General features: G+C 26.6%; 18 protein-coding genes and 1 pseudogene. 4 read left to right on the forward strand and 15 right to left on the reverse strand.

Annotated features, from left to right (window positions below):
• Positions 1 to 27: 27 nt before the first annotated feature.
• Entirely contained in the window at positions 28 to 2,040 is a 2,013-nt protein-coding gene (locus I2E98_RS04055; RefSeq protein WP_195467689.1) for a penicillin-binding transpeptidase domain-containing protein, read from the forward strand.
• 163 nt (positions 2,041 to 2,203) lie between these two features.
• Here the strand turns inward: I2E98_RS04055 and I2E98_RS04060 are convergent, their stop codons facing one another.
• The 3 genes and pseudogenes from I2E98_RS04060 to I2E98_RS15930 all read right to left on the reverse strand — a co-directional run bounded on the left by I2E98_RS04060 (position 2,204) and on the right by I2E98_RS15930 (position 5,330).
• Positions 2,204 to 2,506, reverse strand: a complete 303-nt coding sequence (locus I2E98_RS04060; protein ID WP_195467690.1) for a hypothetical protein — start codon at positions 2,504 to 2,506, stop codon at positions 2,204 to 2,206.
• A 366-nt stretch (positions 2,507 to 2,872) separates the two neighbouring features.
• Entirely contained in the window at positions 2,873 to 4,243 is a 1,371-nt protein-coding gene (locus I2E98_RS04065) for an MATE family efflux transporter (RefSeq protein ID WP_195467691.1), read from the reverse strand.
• A gap of 85 nt (positions 4,244 to 4,328) precedes the next feature.
• Positions 4,329 to 5,330, reverse strand: a pseudogene (locus I2E98_RS15930) (serine hydrolase).
• A 137-nt stretch (positions 5,331 to 5,467) separates the two neighbouring features.
• Here I2E98_RS15930 and selD point away from each other — a divergent pair.
• Positions 5,468 to 6,505 carry a selenide, water dikinase SelD gene (selD, locus tag I2E98_RS04075; RefSeq protein WP_195467692.1) on the forward strand — a complete coding sequence of 346 codons (1,038 nt, stop codon included), beginning with the start codon at positions 5,468 to 5,470 and terminating at the stop codon, positions 6,503 to 6,505.
• A gap of 109 nt (positions 6,506 to 6,614) precedes the next feature.
• On the opposite strand, the gene yedF is transcribed toward selD, so the two are convergent.
• The 7 genes from yedF to I2E98_RS04110 all read right to left on the reverse strand — a co-directional run bounded on the left by yedF (position 6,615) and on the right by I2E98_RS04110 (position 12,256).
• Positions 6,615 to 7,211: a sulfurtransferase-like selenium metabolism protein YedF gene (gene yedF / locus I2E98_RS04080; RefSeq protein ID WP_195467693.1), complete on the reverse strand. Its 597-nt coding sequence runs from the start codon at positions 7,209 to 7,211 to the stop codon at positions 6,615 to 6,617.
• 26 nt (positions 7,212 to 7,237) lie between these two features.
• Positions 7,238 to 8,038 (reverse strand): selenium-dependent molybdenum cofactor biosynthesis protein YqeB, encoded by an 801-nt coding sequence (gene yqeB, locus I2E98_RS04085; protein ID WP_195467694.1) that lies wholly within the window; start codon positions 8,036 to 8,038, stop codon positions 7,238 to 7,240.
• A 22-nt stretch (positions 8,039 to 8,060) separates the two neighbouring features.
• Positions 8,061 to 8,807 (reverse strand): selenium cofactor biosynthesis protein YqeC, encoded by a 747-nt coding sequence (yqeC, locus tag I2E98_RS04090; protein ID WP_195467695.1) that lies wholly within the window; start codon positions 8,805 to 8,807, stop codon positions 8,061 to 8,063.
• A gap of 498 nt (positions 8,808 to 9,305) precedes the next feature.
• Positions 9,306 to 9,533: a hypothetical protein gene (locus I2E98_RS04095; protein WP_195467732.1), complete on the reverse strand. Its 228-nt coding sequence runs from the start codon at positions 9,531 to 9,533 to the stop codon at positions 9,306 to 9,308.
• Positions 9,534 to 9,605: 72 nt separating this feature from the next.
• A complete protein-coding gene (locus I2E98_RS04100; protein ID WP_195467696.1) occupies positions 9,606 to 9,803 on the reverse strand; it encodes a hypothetical protein in 198 nt (65 codons plus the stop codon).
• Positions 9,804 to 9,817: 14 nt separating this feature from the next.
• Positions 9,818 to 10,444 carry an HAD family hydrolase gene (locus I2E98_RS04105; protein WP_195467697.1) on the reverse strand — a complete coding sequence of 209 codons (627 nt, stop codon included), beginning with the start codon at positions 10,442 to 10,444 and terminating at the stop codon, positions 9,818 to 9,820.
• A gap of 363 nt (positions 10,445 to 10,807) precedes the next feature.
• Positions 10,808 to 12,256, reverse strand: a complete 1,449-nt coding sequence (locus tag I2E98_RS04110) for a glycogen/starch synthase (RefSeq protein ID WP_195467698.1) — start codon at positions 12,254 to 12,256, stop codon at positions 10,808 to 10,810.
• 325 nt (positions 12,257 to 12,581) lie between these two features.
• Between I2E98_RS04110 and I2E98_RS04115 the strand changes: the two genes are divergently transcribed.
• Positions 12,582 to 12,776, forward strand: a complete 195-nt coding sequence (locus I2E98_RS04115) for a hypothetical protein (protein WP_195467699.1) — start codon at positions 12,582 to 12,584, stop codon at positions 12,774 to 12,776.
• Positions 12,777 to 12,835: 59 nt separating this feature from the next.
• Here the strand turns inward: I2E98_RS04115 and yjeM are convergent, their stop codons facing one another.
• Positions 12,836 to 14,356, reverse strand: coding sequence for a glutamate/gamma-aminobutyrate family transporter YjeM (gene yjeM / locus I2E98_RS04120; RefSeq protein ID WP_195467700.1), 1,521 nt, complete (start codon positions 14,354 to 14,356; stop codon positions 12,836 to 12,838).
• Positions 14,357 to 14,780: 424 nt separating this feature from the next.
• Here yjeM and I2E98_RS04125 point away from each other — a divergent pair, with 424 nt between their 5' ends.
• Positions 14,781 to 15,509: a phosphatase gene (locus I2E98_RS04125; protein ID WP_195467701.1), complete on the forward strand. Its 729-nt coding sequence runs from the start codon at positions 14,781 to 14,783 to the stop codon at positions 15,507 to 15,509.
• A gap of 609 nt (positions 15,510 to 16,118) precedes the next feature.
• On the opposite strand, the gene I2E98_RS04130 is transcribed toward I2E98_RS04125, so the two are convergent.
• The 4 genes from I2E98_RS04130 to I2E98_RS04145 form a co-directional block, all read right to left on the reverse strand.
• The gene (locus tag I2E98_RS04130; RefSeq protein WP_195467702.1) at positions 16,119 to 17,036 is read right to left on the reverse strand and encodes an IS1 family transposase; all 918 of its coding nucleotides are present in this window, start codon (positions 17,034 to 17,036) and stop codon (positions 16,119 to 16,121) included.
• Positions 17,037 to 17,092: 56 nt separating this feature from the next.
• Complete coding sequence (locus tag I2E98_RS04135; protein WP_195467703.1) at positions 17,093 to 18,727, reverse strand: PQQ-binding-like beta-propeller repeat protein; 1,635 nt, start codon at positions 18,725 to 18,727, stop codon at positions 17,093 to 17,095.
• A gap of 274 nt (positions 18,728 to 19,001) precedes the next feature.
• The gene (locus I2E98_RS04140; RefSeq protein ID WP_195467704.1) at positions 19,002 to 20,042 is read right to left on the reverse strand and encodes a M42 family metallopeptidase; all 1,041 of its coding nucleotides are present in this window, start codon (positions 20,040 to 20,042) and stop codon (positions 19,002 to 19,004) included.
• A gap of 92 nt (positions 20,043 to 20,134) precedes the next feature.
• A complete protein-coding gene (locus I2E98_RS04145) occupies positions 20,135 to 23,278 on the reverse strand; it encodes a DEAD/DEAH box helicase (RefSeq protein ID WP_195467705.1) in 3,144 nt (1,047 codons plus the stop codon).
• Positions 23,279 to 23,423 lie beyond the last annotated feature (145 nt).

Below are 23,423 nucleotides of genomic sequence, written 5' to 3' on the forward strand. Positions count from 1 at the left end.
TATAATACAATGTTTAAGGAGGTCTATATGAAAAGCTTTAAAAATATACTGTTATTTCTACTATTAATTCTAATGGTTATTTCAGTTTCCTGTTCAAAAATCAATAAATATGAAGAAGCATTTAATACTTTTAAAGAGAAATGGATTAATAGCGATTTTTCAGGTATGTATTCTATGTTAACTAATAGCTCTAAAGAATATATTGACGAAGAAACTTTTGTAAATAGGTATACAAATATATATTCAGCAATAGACTTAAAAGATTTAGAAATCGAAATTTTGGGTGATATTATAAAAAATGAAGATTACTATACTGTTCCATTCTCTTTAAAATGTAATACTATTGCTGGAGAATTAAATTTAACTGATTACAAAGTAAACATTTATAAAGTAGATAAAGAATATCTTATTAATTGGGATGAAAGTTTATTATTTCCTAATATGATTGAAGGCGATAAAGTTTATGTTAGAACCCTTAGTCACACCAGAGGAAAGATACTTGATAGAAATGATAATATTTTAGCAGAAGATGGGACAATCTCTGTTGTTGGAATACATCCTTCTAAATTTGATACTGAAAATCGTGATGCTAAAATAACTGAACTTGCAAATACTTTAGATATAAGTGAAGATACTATTATAAATAAATTAACTGCAAACTCAAATCCTGAACATTTTGTTCCAATAGTAGATATACTTTCAAGTGATGAAAAACTTTCAACTTTAATTAATAGAAATGATGAAGGCATAATTATCAACGAAAAGACATCTAGAGTTTATAATGGCGGGGAAGCCTTTGGAAGATTAATTGGATACGTTGGTGCAATTACCGCTGAAGAATTAGAATCTAAGAATGATAAAGGTTATACAGAAAGTAGCTTAATTGGTAAAGCCGGTATTGAACAAGTTTATGAAGATACATTACGTGGTGAAGATGGTGCTGAAATTTATCTTAGTAGAAATAATGAAGAAATTTCAATTTTAAAAAAAGAAGTTATAAATGGCACTGATGTTAAACTTACTATTGATTCAACATTACAAATCAATTCCTATGAACAATTAAACGGTGAAAAAGGTGCTGTTACAGCTGTTGATCCTAAAACTGGTGAAGTATTAGCTTTAGTTAGTGCTCCATCTTATGATTCAAACATGTTTACAACATATGTTACAAAAACCAAAGCTGCTGAAAGAGAAGCAAATGATTATACAGATCAAATCAACAGATTTAGTAAAACATATGCTCCTGGTTCAACTATGAAACTTATAACTGCTTCAATTGGTCTTAATACAGGAGTATTAAATGCTGATGAAACTGTTACTATTGACGGTTTGAGTTGGCAAAAGGATTCAAGTTGGGGAAATTATAATATTACTAGAGTTCATAATACTACTACTCCAATGACACTTAGAGAAGCAGCTAAATATTCAGATAATATATACTTCGCTCAATTAGCATTAAAAATTGGTGGTGAAAATTTAATTAATGGACTTAAGGGATTTGGTATAGGTGAAGATATTACCTTTGAATATCCTATGACTAAATCTAGTATTTCTAATAATGGCGCTTTAGATAATGAAATATTATTAGCAGACACAGGATATGGACAAGGTGAATTAATGGTAACCCCTTTAAATATGGCATTAGCTTATAGCGCTTTAGCTAATAATGGTGATATTATGAATCCAACATTAGTTTTAAGTTCCAATACCTCTCCAACTCTTTGGAAAGAATCTGCAATTAAAGCTGAATATTTACCTACATTAATAGAAGATTTTTCTGCAATGGTTAATGATGCTGATGGCGCCGCTCATGAAGCTCAAATTCCTGGATATAATATAGCTGCTAAAACTGGAACTGCTGAAATAAAAGCATCTCAAGATGATACTACAGGAACTGAAAATGGCTGGTTCGTAGCCGTTGATACAACTAGCTCTAAACTTGCTATAGCCATGATAATAGAAGATGTAAAAGATAGAGGCGGTAGTAGTATTCCTATTCCAAAGGTTAAATCAATAATGGAAGAATACTTAAATAGATAATAAAAAATAAATATTTCTATGTATTTTTATCTAGTAATATGGTCATACTATAATTGAAGAAAAGATTCCAAAAGCTTCTTTTCTAAAAGATAAAATACTATCACATTGCTCTTATGATGATAGTATTTTATCTTAAATCTTTATATAGTAATTATTTAAATTTTTAAAATATATAGGTCATATTTTGTGGCTCAAAATATGATAATCCATGTTTTTTTGCAATTTGAGGAATTACCTCATTTAAATGTTCCGCATCCTCAAAACTACATCCAATTATTATAAATCCCTTTCCCTTATTTATTTCAATATTAAATTTTTTAGAATTTAAATCTTCATAAAATTCATCAATTAAATCTATCTCTCCAACAAGTGAAGTATCACCTTCACAAAGCATTTCATATAAAACCTGTGCTCCAACTGCACTACTTACGCTATCACTATTCCATACTGCACAATACCAATCCATTTTTTCTTCTCCTTTATCTTTTAAAAATTTTTTATAATTTTACCATAAAGCTTAAATAAATAATACTTTAACTATTCTCTTATCATAACTTATAGATAAAAATAGAGCCAACATAAACTATCTCAAAAAAATAGGATTCACTTAATATAAAATGAATCCTATTTCTATACACTTAATTATTGTTCTTCATCATTATTAACTATTTTTGTTTTAGCCTTTTTATTCTGCTTAGGCTTTTTTTCATTTCTATTTTTAGCCAAACTCTTTTCACCTCTCTTTTTAATATACAACTTTAATAAAAAGTTATATATAGTTTGTCTTTAATCAGTTAAAAGAATACTGGCAATTATATGGACTAACCCCAACTTATGCTTCTTCTAATTGAAAATCTCTTGTAACATTTCTTACCCATTTTCCGCTTAATACCCTTATAGATGCAATTATTGATTTAATAATCTCATCACTTTTTACAACAAAAAATACTGCTGCAATGGGCCATCTTAATACGAAGGCAGTTAAAAATCCACATGGAATTGCTACAAGCCATAAGAATATAATATCATTTACTAATACAAACTTGGCATCTCCACCACCTCGTAAAACACCCATCATTAAGGTAACTCCAAAACTTTGGAATACTACTATAATTGACATAGAGCCCATAATTTGAATTGCAATATCTTTAGTTATTTGTGATACATTATAAAAATCTACTACAATAGGTCTTATTAACAAAATTACTCCTGCAGCCATAATTCCCATAATAATGCTTAATACACCTACTGTTCGTGAATACTCCTTAGCTTTTTCATTTTTACCTTCACCTATAGTATTTCCTATTATTACTGCTGTGGCATTTGAAAGCCCAAATATGAATACTGTTACAAACTGAAATACAACATTACTTATACTGTTTGCTGCAACGGTCTCTGTTCCAAGCCTTCCTAATATTATGGAAATCATTGTTGAACCTGTTGACCATAAAAATTCATTAAATAATACAGGCGTACAATTAGATAAAAAGTCTTTTAATATTAACTTGTCCACTTTTAATAAATGGATCATCTTTAAATTTATCTTATTTTCATACTTAATCATAAAAATTAGTACTATAGAAAGCTCTGTTATTCTTGCTATAACAGTTGCAATAGCTGCACCTTTTACTCCTAACGCCGGTGCACCAAACTTACCAAATATTAATATATAATTAAAAAATGCATTAACTATTAAAGATGCAGTATATACAACTAACGAAATTTTAACTGTTTTTACTGAACGAAGCATCATTATAGTACAATTTGTTATTGCATAGAAAACATACCCAACTGCTATAACTCTTAAATATTTAGTTCCTTCTTCAATAACTCTTATATCTGTAGTATAAATTTTCATAAACCCTGATGGAAAAATTATTGCAATAGCTATAAATATTGCTGCAATTATTACACAAGCTCTATACATTATTGAAAGTATTTTATGTATTGTCTTTACATCACCCTTCCCCCAATATTGAGATATTAATATATTTGAACCACCAGCTAACCCAAAAATTAGTATGGTTAAAATAAAGAATAAATTATTACTTATTGAAGCTGCTGATAACTGTACTTCTCCTAACGAACCTAGCATCATGGTATCAATCATACTTACTGCAAAAGTAATTAGATTTTGAACTGCTATTGGTAAAGCAATACTTAAAATCAATTTATAAAACTTTTTCTCTTTGCTTATTAGCATTATTTTCTCCTTCTTTCTTTTGTAAATTTTATTTCTTTATAACCTATATCATATTTCTAATAATTTCTCTAGTTTAATTTAAAATTTATATATTTTCTTGAATAAATTTAGATATATCAAAAGTTCCAAATTCCTTATTAGCTAATATTGTTACCTCTAAATTCTCCCTTGGATATATTGATGATCTAAAATCTACTCCTGGATCATTTACTGTTATATAATATTTGTATATTTCATCATCTTTTTTTTGCATCCATATTCCATATCCATAATATATTTCATTTTCTACATTAACATGTGGCATAAGTAGTTCATCTGTTATTTCTTTATTTAATATTTTATACTCTAACAAACCGTTCCATAACTTACTCATATCGTGTGCATTTATAAATACACCACCATCACCACCACCTATAACAGGTATGGAATATATATTACTCTTAAAGCTTCCATCATCATTTCTTATATATCCATTAGCACAATTTTCTGGTAGCATGTCCAACGCAAAATATCCTGATGAATTCATATCCAATACACCAAATATATATTTTTTAATAAATTCTACAAAAGGCATATTACTTACCCTTTCTATAACCATAGCTAAAACTATAAAGCCACTATTATTATAAGAAAAAATTTCTCATGGTTTACTTTTCATTTTTCCCTTAAATAATAATTTTTTAAAATCACTTGGTTGTCTTAATAAATACATAGGATTTTCTATCCATAACTCACTAAAATCATCCATTACCTCTTCATCAAAATAATCAGGTATGCCACTTGTATGAGTTAATAAATGTTTAATTGTAATATCATCACTATAAATTTCACTACTTACAAAACTCTTTAATAAATCATCAAAACTTATCTTGCCCTCTTCTACCAATTTACATATTCCTATTGACGTTAATAATTTTGCACCTGAAGCAATTCCAAATCTAGTATTTAGATTATTCTTTCTTTCATTAGCAATATCCGCATAGCCAAATGCTTCTTCAAATAAAATATGTTTATTTTCCTTGATGCTCACAACTCCAGAAAAATTCTCTATAGAATTTATATATTGTCTAACCATATTTCCCTTCATAAATAAAACTCTCTCTTAAACCAGTTATTATTCTAAAAACATTATCTCTTTATTATATCATTTACACTATTGTTTTTGTTATTTTCTTATTATAATTATTAATATATAAATATTTCTAATAGTAGAGGGGAAATAATATGAAGAAGACTATAAAACTAACATCTTTAACTAAAAGTTCTGGTTGTGCTGCAAAAATTGGTCCAGCTGTCTTAGATTCTGTTTTGAATAATTTACCTAAATTTGAAAATCCAAATCTATTAGTAGGCTTCGATAAAAAAGATGATGCCTGTGTATATAAAATTTCTGATGATAAAGTTTCAATACAAACAGTAGATTTCTTCCCACCAATGGTAGATGATCCATATACTTTCGGACAAATTGCTGCTACAAATGCACTTAGTGATATTTATGCTATGGGGGGCGATCCTGCTGTTGCTATGAATTTACTATGCTTTCCATCATGTTTAGATCCATCTTTAATGCATGATATATTATCTGGTGGCTATAGCAAAATAGCAGAAGCTGGAGCTGTTGTTGCTGGTGGACATACCATTGCCGATCCAACTCCTAAATATGGGCTTTGTGTTACTGGCTTTGCTCATCCAAAAGAAATTCTTACAAATAGTAATGCTAAAACTGGTGATGTACTTGTTTTAACTAAGCCTATTGGTGTAGGAATTTTAAATACAGCTACAAAAGCAGAATTATTACCACCTGAAAAAATCAAAGAACTAACTAATGTTATGACTACATTAAATAAGTATGCAAAAGATTCATTTAAAAATTTAACTGTTAATTCTTGTACTGATATAACTGGCTTTAGTTTAATTGGACATAGTTATGAAATGGCCAGTGGTAGTGATAAAACTATTAATATATTTACTGAATCTCTTCCTATTCTTAATGATGCCTTAGAATATGCTAGAATGGGAATAATCCCTGAAGGAATGTATAATAATTTAGAATATCTTCAAAATCTATTTACATGCTCTAATAACATTTCACAAGAAATGAAAGATATCCTTTTAGACCCTCAAACTTCTGGTGGACTTTTACTATCAATGCCAGAAAAAGATGCATTAGAATATATGTCTCGTATGGAATTATATAATCCTTGGACAAGAATCATTGGCGAAGTAACTGATAAAAAAGATTATTCAATTATAATAAAATAATTTATACTAAATAAGGTCAAACATATAAATTGCACTATCTTTATTATTCTAGATAGCTATATTTATTATGTTGACCTTATATACTATAAAGTTCATTTACTTGTAATAATTATATAGTTATAACTTTTGAAGCCTCTTTCATAGCATTAGTTATCTCATACATATTACTGATTTTACCCACCTCTAATTTATCTTCTAATCCATAAAAATTAAGGCAAGCTCCACAAACTAATAATTCTACACCCTTATCTTGTAAAACTTTTAAATGTTCTATCCCTTGTTCATTTAAGCTAGGAACTTTTACTCCACCATTCATAAATAAAATTGACTTAGGTAAATCCTCACCTTCTGAAATAGTATAAATGAACATTTTCATTAAAGATTGTCCAAGCTCCTCATTACCAGCACCTATTATTTCTTTATTAATAAATATACTCCAATTACCTAATGGCTTTTTTCCCTCAACCTTAGCTAAAACCTCTTCACATTCTTCACATCCATTTGAAAAGTTAACTTTAAAATTGCCATCATTTTCTTCAATAGTAGTTGTAAAACCTTGACTATTTGCTAACTTTTTTAAATTTTCAACTGCAATCTTGTTATCTACCTCAATGTCAAAAAACTTTACTCCTGTATCTATTTCCTTTTTTGCCATTATAACAGGCATTGGGCAAGCCTTTCCTTTTGCATCTATAACTTTTTTCACTTATATTCCCCCTTTTATATATTTAATTATTCTAAGTTTAATTTTTTGTTATTCATATATAATATACCTTCTAAAACTCCACCACCAATTGATCTAGCTTTGTCTGATATAGTAAAACAATGATTCTTTTCACATCTAGGATCTATATCGCCGCTTTTCATTCCTTTAAATACTTCTATACCGTCTTGTAACATTCCTCTTATTATTCCATCTATTTCTGCTAAAACTTCTACACCATCTATATAAGCAACTACATCTCCCTTTTTAACATAATCACCTATTCTTGCTACTGGTTTTATTTTACCTTCACTTGATGCTCTAATAATTCTTTCTTTTGTATATCCGCCTATATCTCCTGGAATTCCAGTATTAGGTATTGCACTTCCTTCTTCTATTACCTTTCCCAAATAATGTCCTCGTTTAGTTTCAACTACTAAATGACAATCTTTTTTAGCTTCAAAACCTGGTCCAACTCCAATAACTATTGGTGCATCATTAATACTTGTTCCTAAATTTTTTTTAGCAATTATAGCATCCACCACAACATTTGGATTTAATTCTTTTATAATATTTGCCTTTTCATCAATTATTATTGGTATATTACCTTTACTTATTTCTATATATATCTCATCAATATTATTGACCTTAATTCCCTTAATACCCTCAATTTCAATTTCATTATCAAATACTGCTTGTGAAAATGCCACAGTTCTTCTTACTGTAGTTGGATTATTAATTTCTGTCATAACAATATCAAATCCACTTTTTTTTAATCTATAAGCTATACCTGTAGCTAAATCACCTGCACCTTTTATAAGTACTATCATACATCACCTCTAAAATTTAAAACTAATTTTTATAACTTGTAATAACAGCCTGTACATCTTTTTCTTTCAAATACTTACATATTATTTCTGCATTACATAGTAATTCTTCATCATCAACCTTATTAATAATAGCTCTATACTCTGCATTATTACATTTATCTATATGCTTTTTTTGTCCACTTTCACTACTTAATAAAGTTGCAATATCTTCTTCATTTATTGTGTCGTAATCTTTTTTCCTAAGTATATTGCATACTTGTTCTGGTCTATGGCATATTTCTTTTATACTTTTTCTTAGAGAGTCTATTCCAGCAACTCCAACGATCATAGTTGTATTACTTAAAATAACTGGTTCATGACTAGCTGGTGCCTTTAATGGCAACATTTTTGATCCATCTGCTTCTATAAGTAAAAAATCACATAGTTCTATTAATATTTCTGCAATTTCATTACCTACAGATGATATTTTTTCATCTTTATCCTTAATACCTACAGTAATTAAATTATTACCCTTAAATCTCTCTTTTATTTCATTTATGTCACCCTTGAAATTAATATAATCCTTTGGCATATGCATATGTGTGGTGGTTGTAACTAATACTTTTTTCCCTAAATTACTTAATTCATTTGCTAAAGTATATATTGATGTTGTCTTCCCCCCTCCACCTACAAATGAAATTATATTTTTTTCATTAATATTAATGCCTAGTGACTCATATAAATATCTCTTTTGATTTATCTTATTATCTTCATAACAAAAAACTTTCATATTAATTCCTTATACTTAATTAATTTTTCTAAACTTACAATTTAATAAAAATAAATTACTTACACTATCAAATTAGTAAATCACTTCCTTATTAATTATACAGACTTTTTCTACTTTTATAAATACTAATATATATATTTTCCTTTAATTTGCGAATATTAATCGCATTTTATCAATTATCGTTCTTTAAGCTTATAAAGAAAAAATGTTATATTATAAATAATTAAAATTAATTAACAATTATTATCTTTATATTAATTATCATTCATAATATTTTAAATTGGAATTGGACAAAAGGTATCTCTATGCATATCTAAAAAGGCAAGGTAACTCTACGCGCTAAAATAATGTACCTTTTAAATCTTTACATAAGTATTGTTCTTATTTTGCTGTTGGACTTATTTCAATACATTTTATATTACATATAAAGTATATACTACTATCTTTAAGGAAACTCTTTACAAATATTAGTGATAAAAATGTTCGTATAACATTATCTCAATTTTTAATAATTATAGTTTTAATAGTAAGTATAAAAAAAGAACTCTTTTGAGTTCTTTTTTTATCATCACTACAAACACACATTGAGTGTTGTAGCTCTATATATTCTTCTTTACCTAAACTTTTTAAATATTTATCATAGTGTTCTTCATTACAAAACTTTCCTATTTTATTTTCATAAAATTCTTTTTCTAAATTCTTTTTACAAAATAAACATTTATTCATTAGTTTATACTCCTTAAAATTGAAAATAACTATTAAATATATTATATATATCTAACAGTTATTTTATAAACCTTATTCTTCGTATAAATTATCTTCAATAATTTTATTTGCTAAAATTCCTATGTTAACTTCTCTAGTGTCCATATAAACATCAATGATTCTATCTACTAAAGTAACTTCAACATATTCAATTAATTTTCCATCTTCATCTTTATACTTAATAATATCATAAGTTATAATGTCATCTTTAAGTTGCTTTTTAGTAATCATAATTTTCTCCTTTGTTATTTTATAATCTTTAATAAATCTTCAAAAGATTCAATTTCATTTTCAAACTCTTCTACCTCTCCAAATCCATATTTAGCATATATAAATGGAACATTTGCAGCTTTTGCTGAATTAGCATCTCCTTGTGTATCCCCCACATAAACTGGTTTCTTCAAGTTATTTCTTTCAACTATTAACTTAATGTTTTCAGCTTTAGCCAAACCCGTTCTCCCTGGACATTCGTAATCTATAAAGTATTTTTCTAATTTATGTGACTTGAAAAAGCTTTCGATATATCCATCTTGGCAGTTGCTTACTATAAATAACTTATAATTCTTAGATAGTCTTTCTAAAGTGTCTTCTAATTTATTATATAAAGTTGCACCATGTTCTCTTAAATATTCATTTTCAAATTCACAACATTCATTCATTATCTTCATCTGCATTTCTTTATCTAAACCTGGAAGTAACATTCCAGCTATTTCATCTAATAACTTACCCATACAAGGCTTTAAATCATCTACTGTTACTTCTTTTCTAGATAAATTATATTTAGAAATTATCATACTCCATGTTTTTGCAACTTCTGCCGTAGAATCCCATAATGTCCCATCTAAATCAAATATTATACCATCAAATTTCATATTTCCCTCCTAAACTTGCCTATACTATTAATTATTATATCATCAACTTCGAATTTTGTATCATAATTTTATTCTTATGTAACATATCCTCAGCTTTACTTAATAAAATATAATATAATGATGCAAGAGTGAGTATTATGAAAAACTTAAAAATTATATTTGGTTAATATCTTTAATAAAATAAAGTCACGATATATTCTATTATATACCGTGACTTATTTATTTTAAGACATTCTATTATTAAAATTTAAATTATTTGTAAGTGTACTTAATGGAACTTTAATCAAATATTAGGTAATTATAATATTACTAATAAAAAATTTTTAGATATTAGAATGTCTTAAACTACAAGCTATTTATCTATTATCCCATTAACCTTCTGTATAATCTAGAGTACTCTTCTGCTGAATTTCTCCATGAAAAATCTTTATTCATTCCTCTAAATGCTATTCCATTCCATTTAGCTCTTTCATCAAAGTATACATGTTTCGCATAATTTATGGTATTAAGCATCTCATAGGCATTATAATTTGCAAAGGAAAATCCTGTTCCGCTATCTGAATATATATTATATGGTTCTACAGTGTCTCTTAATCCACCAGTTTCTCTTACTATAGGAACAGTTCCATATCTTAAAGCTATTAATTGAGTTAAGCCACAAGGCTCAAATCTTGATGGTACAAGCATTGCATCTGCAGCTGCATATATTTTATGAGCTCTGTTATTAGAAAAGTATATATTTCCTGATACTTTCCCTTTCAATTTCCACTCATAATATCTAAACATATTTTCGTATCCTTCATCACCAGTTCCTATTACAACTAATTGAGTATAATCATCAACAATTTGTTCTATAACTTGTTGTATTAAATCTACACCTTTTTGATCCGTTAATCTTGATATTACCCCTATCATAAACTTACTTGCATTTTGTTCTAAGCCTAATTCCCTTTGTAATTCCAATTTATTTCTTGCTTTATTTTCAATGAAACTATATGCATTGTATCTACTAAATATTTCATTATCAGTTTCAGGATTATATTCATTATAATCTATACCATTTAATATTCCAAATAATCCTCCACTTTTTTCTCTTACAACACCATCTAAACCTTCTCCATAATACTCGCTTTGTATTTCATTTTTATAACTATTGCTTACTGTTGTAATATAATTTGAATACACTAGACCACCTTTTAGCATATTAGCATCCCTCTTATATTCCATATCTGTCGGTCTAAATACATAGTCAGGGAAACCTGTAATTCTCTTAAGTGTTTCAACATCCCAAATTCCTTGGAATCTTAGGTTATGAATTGTCATAATAGTGCGTATGTTATCATAAAAATGATTATCTCTAAATATAGTATGAAGATAAACCGGTAATACTCCAGTTTGCCAATCATGGCAATGTATTATATCTGGTTTAAAATTTATACTAGGTAAAATTGATAAAGCTGCTTTACTAAAAAAGCAGAACTTTTCTATGTCAAATTTAGTGTCACCATAAGGTGCACCTCCTCCAAAATAATGTTGATTATCTATAAAGTAAAATGTTATTCCATCATATTGAGTGGTCATAACCCCTACATACTCGCTACTACTAACTTGTCCAAAGCCCATATGAAAATGTGTTATATACTTAAAGTTACTTCTATATTGCCAAGGAATGCACGTATAGTTTGGTATTACTACTCTTACATCAAATTCTTCTTTTGGAAATGATTTAGGAAGTGATCCTACAACATCTGCAAGTCCACCAGTCTTTATAAATGGTACACTTTCAGATGCCACAAATAGTATATTTCTCATATTTTATTTCCCCCCGCTTTTGATCATATCTTTACTCTGATTATCATATAGTGGTTTTTTACTAAATATACATTATTTACTTTAATTTCTAATAATATTTTAACACATTTCCACTTTTTTGAAATATTTTCTTTGAATATTTAGCAATATATTTTCTGTAAACCTTTTTATCCTTTACTTTTTATTCATAATTTTCTTTAAATTATCAATTTGATAATATTATCCCTTTTTAATATAATTTTGTATTTACATTTGTATTATGATATAATATAAATATATAAATTAGTATTAATTTATATATTATTTATAAGAGGGATGTGATTTTATGAAAAATAATGCGTATGAAATTATGAAGGAAATGTGGTCAATTGATGAAGAGATTCAAAAACTTACATCTGAACTAAGAAAAGTAGCTCAAATTTCTGAAAGAGAAACTCTTGAAAAACGCATTGATAATTTATATGCAGAATTTTTAAAGTACAAGCATCTATTAGAGGATGTTGAAGTTACTGGCTTATAAATTATTACATAAATAAAAATAGCAACCTTAAATTTAAGGTTACTATTTTTATTTTTTTATTATGCAATTTTATCTATTGAATCTTCATTGCTTCCATATTTTTTCTCATATCTTGAAATTAAGAAGAAAGCCACTAATCCAAATACTATTGGTCCAGCTAATTGGAATCCCGTAGAAACATAGTCTTTACTTTCAATTGCTGGTTGTAATATTGTAAATATGTTTGCAAACCCGACTGTACAAGTTACTATTATTGCCCATACTGTTGCAACTGTTTTACTTTTAAAGAAAATAAATGGCTTATCTATACTATCATTTTTCTTAAAGTAAATAAATGCAATTGCTAAGAACATTGTAGGAATTGTCATTGCAACATTTCCCATAAGTATTAAATAGTCTAAGAAACTTGAAGACTTACCACCTGTTATTACTGCAACTATAATTATAGCAACAACAGCAATACATTGAACCCACATAGCAGTTACAGGCATACCATTATCATTTATTTTAGTCCATTTTTCTGGCCAAATTTCTTTTGGAGTACCTTCTATTAATTGTTTTAATGGTGAATAAATTAATGTAAAGAATGCACCTAATAATGCTAAGAACATTGCTAATCCGATATATCTAGCAAACCAATTACCCATTACTTCAATTCCATGAGGAGATAATCCAAATACTTCTCCAAGTTTAACTCCTAAGTTCTTTATAACAACATATGCTACATTAGCCATTCTTACATCTGGATTCGAAAGAACTTCTTGCCAGTTTGTAAATAAACCAACCATTAATATTGCTAAAGAATAACCTACCCCAATAACAATTGCTGATATTTTAATTCCTTTTGGGAAAGTTTTATTAGCATTTTCAGTTTGGTCAACTAAACCTCCAACTGCCTCTAATCCTCCATATGCAAAAATTGCAAATACTAAAAATCCTAATACTGCTAAAATTGTTCCATATGCTGGATTTGGTGAGTGTGTAAATTCTGATAACTTTAATGGTTGTGCTGCTTGAAAACCATTAGCGAAAAATACTGTTAATGAACCTACTATTAATAATACATTTGCACTAGTTACAAATATACCTCCAATAGATGCAACTTTTGAAATACTATTTAAACCTTTTGATGATAAAAACGTAATTAATATAACAAACACTGCTCCTAATATTCCTAATGTTTGTGATGAAGTTAATCCAAATAAAGACCATGTTGACGTTTTATCAGTACCAAATATTAAGTTTGAAAGTGGAACCCATATAGATGATGATACACTAACCATCCAAACTACATATGAAGCAAACCACATAAATGTACCTATAAATGCAAATTTTCTTCCTACAGATTTTTGCATCCAAACATAAATACCGCCTTTTTCCTCCTTAAATGATGCTCCAAATTCAGCCATCATAAATGCATATGGTATAAAGAAGCATATTGCTCCAAAAATATACCATGGAATTGCTGAGTATCCCATAAGGAAAAATGCTCTTGGAATATTTGCAAAACCAAATACTGATGTAAAAATCATAAGTATTAATGCTACTAAAGTTAATTTACCTTTATTATTTTTACTCATAAAAATTTCCTCCTTAGTATAAATTCATATTAATTTAAAGATATATTTGTCGAATTTTACAACATAATATATGATAGCAGATTTTTTTTCCTTTTTCTATGAGAACTTTTTTACATTTTTATAATTTGTTTTTTATTTTATTAAAACTTTACTAGAAAAAAACATAATTATTTATCTGTTACATATATTTATTTTATATATTTTATTATATAGTTATTTCACTTTATCACATTAAATCGATAAATTAATTATTTTTTTCTATACTATTATCATTTCATATAAATCATAATTTAAACATTTATTTAAACTTATTAACATTTATTTTATTGAAGTTTAACAAAAAAATAAATATACTAATAAATAAGTACTAAGTAAAATACTTATTACTTTATTACTCTAAAATAACTTATCAAAGGAGATTTTTATGAATTACTTATCTGATTTACATACACATACAATAGTAAGCGGACATGCATATACAACACTTATGGAAAACATAGATTACTGTGCAAAGAATGGAATTAAAATATTAGGTACTTCTGAGCATGCACCTTCAATGCCTGGTGCACCTCATTATTGGTATTTTGGAAATTTGAAAGTTCTTCCAAGAATTATTAATAATGTTATTGTCCTTAAAGGTTGTGAAGGAAATATCTTAGATATAGATGGAAATATTGACCTACCTGAAGATGGTATGAAGCATTTAGACTACATGATTGCTTCATTCCACGAGCCAGTTTTTCAACCTAAATCAAAAGAAGAAAACACTATGGCAATTTTAAATGTTATGGATAAATATGAAAAAGTTGAGATATTAGGTCATCTTGGAAATCCTAACTATAATCTTGATTATGATGCAATTATAAAAAAGGCAAAAGAAAAAAATATAATGGTTGAAATAAATAATAGTTCTCTATCTGGATCATCAAGAATCGGAAGTAATGTTAACTGCGAAAAAATAGCTCTTCTTTGTAAAGAATACGGAACAAAAGTAATTTTAACATCTGATGCTCATATAAATAGTAAAATAGGTGATTTTACTAAAGGTATAGAATTATTTAAAAAAATAGATATGCCTGAAGATCTTATTATGAACGACCCTGACAAATTAATTAATCACCTAAAATCTAAAGGTAGATTAATGGACTTATAAGATTATATATTCTGTGATATAGAAAATTTAATGATATTGTTAAATTAGATTGGCTTTCTATAGAAATTTTATTAACCTCCATAAATATGGTTATATTATATAACTACTATTTAGGAGGTTTTTTATATGAAGAATTAAATTTTTTAAACACTTTATGTTAATAAAAAATTTACCTGAAAAAATACTAGAGCAATTATGTTTGTTGATTTAATTGTTAATGTAACATGTTGTTTATACATATTGTGTTAAATAATTTTAATTTATTATATTACTATTTTTCGCTGAAATCCTAACTTAATTAGTAATAATTAATTCTATTCTATATTAACTATTAACTATTTGATTTCTAGCTATATAAATCTGTTATACTAAATTGTTGTTAACAACAACTTAATATAACAGGTTTATATGTAATTAATTAGTATATATTATAACTTTAAAATAAACTTATGTTGATTTTAATTTATTAGATAATAAAATTTAAAATTACTTATAAATTTATCCATCATAAAAAGACCACTTTTAATATAAAAAATGGCCAACCATTAAATTCCCATAAAACTCTTTCCTGGTTTATTTTATAGAAATTTTATATTTTTTTATAAATTCTTACACTGACAGCATTTTTGATTTTATATTTCTCCAAGAAATATATGTATTTATTTCTGGTTTTAAATAAAATTCTCCTTTTATTTTTTCATTCAAAAATAAATCATTTTTATATTCAAATAATCTTAAACTTAAGTAATGGTCTAAATATTTAGTTGCTACTCCTCTAAATTTATTAAGCCAATTTTTAGTCTTAATTGAATATTGTATATCAATAGTTTTTTTCTTAACTCTTTTAACTTTCACCTTATTTATTTCATTAAATGTTTTAGCAAAATTTTTAAGTCTTCCATCAATAAATCCTTCAACATAAGCTTTTCTATCTAATCTAGGTATAATATTATCTCTAATTTCATAAAATCCTAAATGTTTTCTTGCTGCAATGATTGGTATTATATCTATAGAATCATTTAAAGCATTAACAATTGTAATTTTATCTCTTTTGCTATTTGGGATTTCTCTAGAACCTTTAAAATTTTCGACTACTACCATTTTTGTTAATTCTACATAAGATGTTATTTTCTCAATATAATGCTTACTTTTTATATCATATAGAAAGCGATGCCTCCAAAAAAAAGCCGTAACAATAGTTATATTTAATTCTGCAGCACATTCTCTTATAGTTAAACCTTTATTTAAGAGTTTAAAATATTCCCTCCATTTATCCTTAAATTTTTTAGAATATCTAAATTGATCATAAATCTTATTAGTAAAGATTCTTCCACAGCTTTCCTCTTTACATTTATATCTTTGATTACTTCTATACATTCCATATTTAATGATTTTATTGCTTTCACAATATGGACATTTGTTTGTTATAACTTTTTTAGAGTTATTATTTTTCCACATTCTAAAATCAAAATCATCTACTATTTTTTTACTAGAATCCCTTATTAATATCTTATAAATATTATTCATATTATCACCCATTATAATTATTAACAATAGATGATATTTCTAAACATTATACACTATTATTCTATTTCTATCCCATAAATACTTCCAGCACGTGTAGCTACTACTATCATATCTTCATATATTGCAGGTGAAGCTTCTACATTTGCATCTAAAGTTATAGTATTTAATATCTCTCCAGTATTTCCATCAATTAAAAACATATTTCCTACTGAATCACATTGAATTATATAACCATTTCCATCTTTATCATAAAAATCAACTGGAGATGACCATACATAATTGTTTAGCTTAGTTTTCCATACTATTTCTCCTGTTTCTTTATCAATTGCGACAATAGCTCCACTATTAAATCCATCATATCTTGCAACTGAAAAAATTACTAAATCAGATATATTATTTTTTCCTATAACATTAGTTGCTAATACTCCTCCATTAGTTGCATCTGCCCCAACCACAGATTCACAAACAAATTCATTTTTCCATATTATCTCACCAGTTAATCCATTTATTTTTCTAATTGTTGATATACCACTTGTTCCCTGATGATCTACTTCATCTCCAACATATAAATATGGAATCCCCTCAGAATCTTCAATTGTTATAGTTGCATCTATATCATCTAATCCTTCTATAACCCACATTGGCTCCATTTTTCTTAAGTCTATGCAGTGAATGTCTCCATTATTATCTGCAAAATATAGTAAATTAGCATAGGCTGCTACGCTATTTTCTATTCCTAATCTACCATAACTCTCCCCAGTATAATATCTATATTTTAAAGTCTCCGGATTTATTGATATAGTATTATTTTCTTTATCATAATTAGTATTTAATTTCATTATATATAAAATTCCATTTTCTCCTGCTTCGATAACTATATCCTTTTCTGGATGTATTAATGCTGAAGAATCAAATGCAGGCCATCCTCTATATGCTGCTTCATCATAGCCATTAACTTCATATAAACTACTTCCATCAATTAAACTATAAATATTAAATCCAGTTATACCACTTTCATTAATCCCTTCTCCTACATATAACATTGGAATTTCCCTTGAGTCTATCGATAAACTTCCCTTTATAGGATTTCCTACATTAATAGTATCTCTACTTAGTTTTCCACTTTGCAAATCTAAGAAGTATATCTTTCCATCTAATGATGCATATATTACTTCAGTAAAATTCTCTTGATTTTTAAATTCTTCATCTATATTCATAGAACTTTTAATTTCTTCATTCCATTTAATTATTGATGGTTGGCCTGTCCATCCAGCACCTCCACCCCATGAACTAAATGATGTAGTAGTTTTCCATTTAACATTTAGCTGTTTATTAGATATTTTACTAATTCCATAGGATGCTGAATTTCTAAAGTTATTAGCTCTAAAAGTACTTATACCTTCTAGTTGTGTATATTTATCTGTAAATAGAATATCTGAGCAGAGATTCTTATCTCCTATTACTTCATAATTATAATTAATAGTAATATTAGGATTTAAATCTATTGCTTTAATTTCTCTTTTTACCTCTTCTATCTCTTCCTCTATAACTTTTTCATTTTCAACTACTTCACTTTCTTCTATCTTTGTTGCAATGCTAATATTATCCTTTGAATTATTCCCTATGTTCCCACAAGATATTAGACTTGTTGCCATTCCCATTAATATAAGTATTTTTATCTTTTTTCCCATAATAAAACCCCTTTTTTATTTTTAGATTCATTATATATATCTAAATATGTAGTTAAATTTATGAGAATGACAAAAACTGCCCAATATAAGGAAATTATATCAATCGTTTTTCTTTTTGTAAACATTTTATGTATATTTTGTTTATTTTTACAATTTATAAGTTCTATATTGCCTGCATCTTAAATAAAAAAAGAGTTAGTGTTTGTTTATAAAACATTAACTCTTTAATATACTTAATCTATTTTATTAAATCTTATATTAATCTACTCTTTTATTATAATAAATATAATCCTAATAATTTTATTGTATTTTCAAGTGCCTTTACATGAGTTCTTTCCATACCATGAGAAGCATGAACACCTGGACCTATAAGAGCACCTCTTATATCATTACCTGCTCTTAAAGCAGCACTTACATCAGAACCATACATTGGATATATATCTACAGCATAACTTAAATTGTTTTCTTTAGCTAAGTTAATTAATTCAGTGGTCATATTATAATCATAAGGGCCACTAGAATCTTTTGCGCATATTGATACGTCATATTCTGTACAAGATAAATCATCACCTATACACCCCATATCTACTGCAATCATTTCACTAATGTCACATGGAATAGAAGCTGAGCCATGACCAACTTCTTCATATGTTGAGATTATAATCTTCACAGTATGTTTAGGTTTTAAATTTTCTCTATGCATCATTTCTAGTAATGTAATTATTGCTGCTACACTACCTTTATCATCAATAAATCTTGATTTAATAAATCCACTTTCTGTAATAGTAGTTTTAGTATCAATGAATATGAAATCACCTGGTGCTATTCCTAAAGCTTCTACATCTTCTTTAGTTCTAACTACTTCATCAATTCTAACTTCCATATTCTTTTCATCACGAGCCTTAGTTCTACTATCCTCAAAAACATGAACTGCAGGACTAGTACTTAAAAATGTTCCTGTGTATTCCTTGCCTTCTCTAGTTCTTATAGTACAATATTCATTATCTAAAGTTGGTAACATAACTCCACCTAAAGTTGTAAATTTCAATGTTCCTTTACTCGTTATAGATCTAACCATTGCACCTAAAGTATCCACATGAGCACAAATGCCTATTGTTTTTTCATTACTTTGTCCTTCAATTGTAATTATTCCACAACCTTTATTATTTCTTTCAAATTTATATCCAAAAGGCTTAACACTCTCCTCTATCTTATCCATGATTTCAAAACAAAAACCTGTGGGACTATTAAATTCTAGTATATCTTTCGCTATTTTTAATAAAAATTCCTTATTAATGCTAAAATTATTACTCATTTTTCCTCCTAAATTTAACAAATTAATTCTATATCCTTTATATTACCATAATTTCTCTATATGTTCTAATCTACTTTATAACTTATACTACCTTATTTGAATAAATCTAAAATCTCTTCATTTGTTAATTTAGAAATATTATTTATATTTAAACTGTCATCACTCATAACACTATTTATTATTTCTCGTTTATCTTCTTGTAGCTGAATAATCTTTTCTTCAATTGTATCTTTAGCAATAAGTTTAATTACTTCAACTATATTTTTTTGACCTATCCTATGTGCTCTATCTGTTGCTTGGTCCTCTATTGCAGGATTCCACCATGGATCCATATGCATAACAAACTTTGCTGATGTTAAGTTAAGTCCTGTTCCTCCTGCTTTTAAGGAAATTAAGAAAATCTCTGGTTCTTTACTTTCATTGAACTCTGATACAAGCTTTATTCTTTCCTTAGCACTAGTAGATCCATCTAAGTATTTATTTCTTATTTCTCTTATATTTAATTCCTCTTCTATCTTTTTTAATACTGAAGTAAATTGAGAAAATACTAACATTTTATTATTCTCTTCTATAACTTCTTTTATTATCTCAAGGGCAACATTTAACTTTCCACTATCACCAGTATAATCTTTATTAACCAAAATAGGATCTTGACATATCTGTCTTAATCTTGTTAAGTAAGAGAAAATTGTTATATTATCATCTTCTGCAGTTTTTAACTTTAGCTTAACTTCTTTCATATAATTTTTATAAGCCAACTTTTGTCCACTAGTCATTGGAACATAATACTTTTTCTCAATCTTTTCAGGTAATTCAGTTATAACATCTCTTTTTAATCTTCTTAATATAAATGGATTTATTAAAGACTTTAATTCCTCAACTTCTTTTTCACTTTTATTAACAAACTTCTTCTTAAATTTCTTTTCATCAAATAGATATCCCGGCATTATAAAATCAAAAATTGACCATAGCTCAATTAATGAGTTTTCTATAGGAGTACCTGTTAATGCAAATTTTACTTTTGCATTTATTTCTTTAATTATCTTAGTATTTTGTGCTTTTGGATTTTTAATATTTTGTGCCTCATCTATAATACAATAATCAAAAATTTCATCTTTATAAAATTCTATATCGTTTTTAATTGTTCCATAAGTAGTTAAAAGAACATCGTACTCTTCTTTATTATCTAATATTTTGTTTCTAACACTCTTACTTCCATGAATAACTCCAACATTTAAGCTTGGTGCAAACTTTTCAAACTCTTCTTTCCAATTATATATAAGAGAAGTTGGTGTAACTACTAGTGACCTCTTATTTTTCTTATATAATAGAAATGCAATTACTTGAATAGTTTTTCCAAGTCCCATTTCATCTGCTAAAATCCCACCAAAATTCATTTCACTTAAAGATAATAAATAATTTACACCAGTAACTTGATAATTTCTTAATGTTCCATTTAACTCCTTTATTCCATGAACTTCTTCTATAACCCTATTTTCTAATCTTTTAGAAACTAATTTTAAAACTTCTGATCCTCTTATAAAGCTTAGATTATAACTTTCTATATTATCTTCTATAAATATAGCTTTACTCTTATCTATCTCTATTTCACCATCATATACTTCTTGATTATATATTAAATTATCAATAATATTAAAGAAATTAGCCATTCCTAAATCTCTTAAATTTAATAATCGCCCTTTTTTAGTCTTATAAAAATCTCTATCATCTTCTAAAGCTTGCAATACATTTATATACTCACTATATTCTAATCCATCTATATTATACTTAAATCTTAGCTCCTCATCTTGCCCCTCAAATATAGCATGTATATCATTACTACCCACAAGATTAACTTCATTAAAACTCTTAGCAAATTCTAAAGTAGAAAATTCTTCAAAAAACTTTAATCCACTAGTTAAAAATTCATAACGCTCTTCATCATTTCCAATGAATAAAAACTCATTTGCCTTTTTTATAAATCTATATCTTTCTAACTTCATTGATATTTCTTCCTCAAAATTATTATCTCTTAGAAAGTAATTTATATTTTTATCTAGTATATTTATTGTTTTTCCAAAATAATTGACAGTAGCTTTGCATTTAATATTATTATTTTCATTTTTAAAGTAGAATTTAACTTTATAATAATTTCTACAAATATTTTTAACTCCCTCACCTAACTTTATATCTTTACTAATATTACTCAATAAATTAAATAATTTATTAATAGAAGCTTCATCTTTAGAGTATTCTACTTTTCCATTACTTTTTAATTTATAATAAAATAATTTATAGCTATTTATTTGTTTATTACTTGGCAAATAAATTTTTCTATCACTTAAAAACACAGTAAATTTATCATTTAGAGGAATAGGTAACTTCTTCTTTGTAGTCAAAATTATTTTATCAAGCTCTATTTTTACTGTGAAAGACAAAGGCATATCCTCTTTTATAATATAGCTTTCATAATTAATATAATCATAATTTAACTTAACTTTTCTGTTGTCACTTACTAACTTTAGAATTTCTTCTATATACTCTTCATTAATTCTTAAAATCTTACCTTCTACAATCTTAAAGGAGTCTCCCCTATTTAAATTTAAAACTATATAATTTAGAATTTTTTCATCCTCTTCCTTAAACTTCATAGAAGAACTATTATATAAGAATTCTCCGTTAATTCTAAGCTGTCCTTTTACCTCTTTACACTTTAAAAACTCACTAATTTTAGGAATTAAATATGTAGTATTTTCTCCTATTCTAATTTGTATATCAAATGTCTTATTTTCATTTCTTTTAATATCTAAATCTAAATTTAGTACCTTCTTTTCAACACTTACTTTAGCACCCTTTCTTTCTTTACTCTTACTTAAAGCTGGATTTTCCTTATTTATTTTCTTTATTTTATTTTTTGCTACAATATAGAAATAAAATATAGTTGCAATTATATGCTTACAAATATAATTAGTCTTATGTTTTGAAAATTCTTCATATGTATTACATGTACATGTTGCACCTATTACTCTTTCACTTTTTAAATTATACTTAATATGACAACTATATTCCTTACTGTTATCTTCTTCTGTGACTCTTGAATATATATGATAAATATCATTAATCTTTTTACTACTTAAATTTGATACTAATCTATTTTTATAAATCTCTTTACCATCTTTTATACTAATATTAGATCCTAAGGCTAATACATTATCTAATAACTTCTTTAAATCCACCTTTTCACCTCATTATCATATAATTAATTAAATCATTATATCATAAGTTGTTACCTACGTTAATAGCTATAAACTTATCTTAATACTTAAATATTTTATTATAAAAAAATATAAAGTAGTTCATAAATATTTTGTTATGAAACTA

The organism is Clostridium sp. D43t1_170807_H7 (assembly GCF_015555905.1).
Lineage (GTDB): Bacteria > Bacillota > Clostridia > Clostridiales > Clostridiaceae > Clostridium.

What these genes read in the sequence shown, in the direction of transcription:
- I2E98_RS04125 (WP_195467701.1), top strand. Translation starts at nt 14,781, where the DNA reads ATGAATTACTTATCTGATTTACATACACATACAATAGTAAGCGGACAT.
- yqeB (WP_195467694.1), bottom strand. Translation starts at nt 8,038, where the DNA reads ATGATAGTACTTATAAAAGGTGCAGGTGATTTAGCTACAGGTATAGCT.
- I2E98_RS04110 (WP_195467698.1), bottom strand. Translation starts at nt 12,256, where the DNA reads ATGAGAAATATACTATTTGTGGCATCTGAAAGTGTACCATTTATAAAG.
- yqeC (WP_195467695.1), bottom strand. Translation starts at nt 8,807, where the DNA reads ATGAAAGTTTTTTGTTATGAAGATAATAAGATAAATCAAAAGAGATAT.
- I2E98_RS04140 (WP_195467704.1), bottom strand. Translation starts at nt 20,042, where the DNA reads ATGAGTAATAATTTTAGCATTAATAAGGAATTTTTATTAAAAATAGCG.
- I2E98_RS04100 (WP_195467696.1), bottom strand. Translation starts at nt 9,803, where the DNA reads ATGATTACTAAAAAGCAACTTAAAGATGACATTATAACTTATGATATT.
- I2E98_RS04065 (WP_195467691.1), bottom strand. Translation starts at nt 4,243, where the DNA reads ATGCTAATAAGCAAAGAGAAAAAGTTTTATAAATTGATTTTAAGTATT.
- I2E98_RS04130 (WP_195467702.1), bottom strand. Translation starts at nt 17,036, where the DNA reads ATGAATAATATTTATAAGATATTAATAAGGGATTCTAGTAAAAAAATA.
- I2E98_RS04105 (WP_195467697.1), bottom strand. Translation starts at nt 10,444, where the DNA reads ATGAAATTTGATGGTATAATATTTGATTTAGATGGGACATTATGGGAT.
- yjeM (WP_195467700.1), bottom strand. Translation starts at nt 14,356, where the DNA reads ATGAGTAAAAATAATAAAGGTAAATTAACTTTAGTAGCATTAATACTT.
- I2E98_RS04135 (WP_195467703.1), bottom strand. Translation starts at nt 18,727, where the DNA reads ATGGGAAAAAAGATAAAAATACTTATATTAATGGGAATGGCAACAAGT.
- I2E98_RS04095 (WP_195467732.1), bottom strand. Translation starts at nt 9,533, where the DNA reads ATGAATAAATGTTTATTTTGTAAAAAGAATTTAGAAAAAGAATTTTAT.
- I2E98_RS04055 (WP_195467689.1), top strand. Translation starts at nt 28, where the DNA reads ATGAAAAGCTTTAAAAATATACTGTTATTTCTACTATTAATTCTAATG.
- I2E98_RS04115 (WP_195467699.1), top strand. Translation starts at nt 12,582, where the DNA reads ATGAAAAATAATGCGTATGAAATTATGAAGGAAATGTGGTCAATTGAT.
- I2E98_RS04060 (WP_195467690.1), bottom strand. Translation starts at nt 2,506, where the DNA reads ATGGATTGGTATTGTGCAGTATGGAATAGTGATAGCGTAAGTAGTGCA.
- selD (WP_195467692.1), top strand. Translation starts at nt 5,468, where the DNA reads ATGAAGAAGACTATAAAACTAACATCTTTAACTAAAAGTTCTGGTTGT.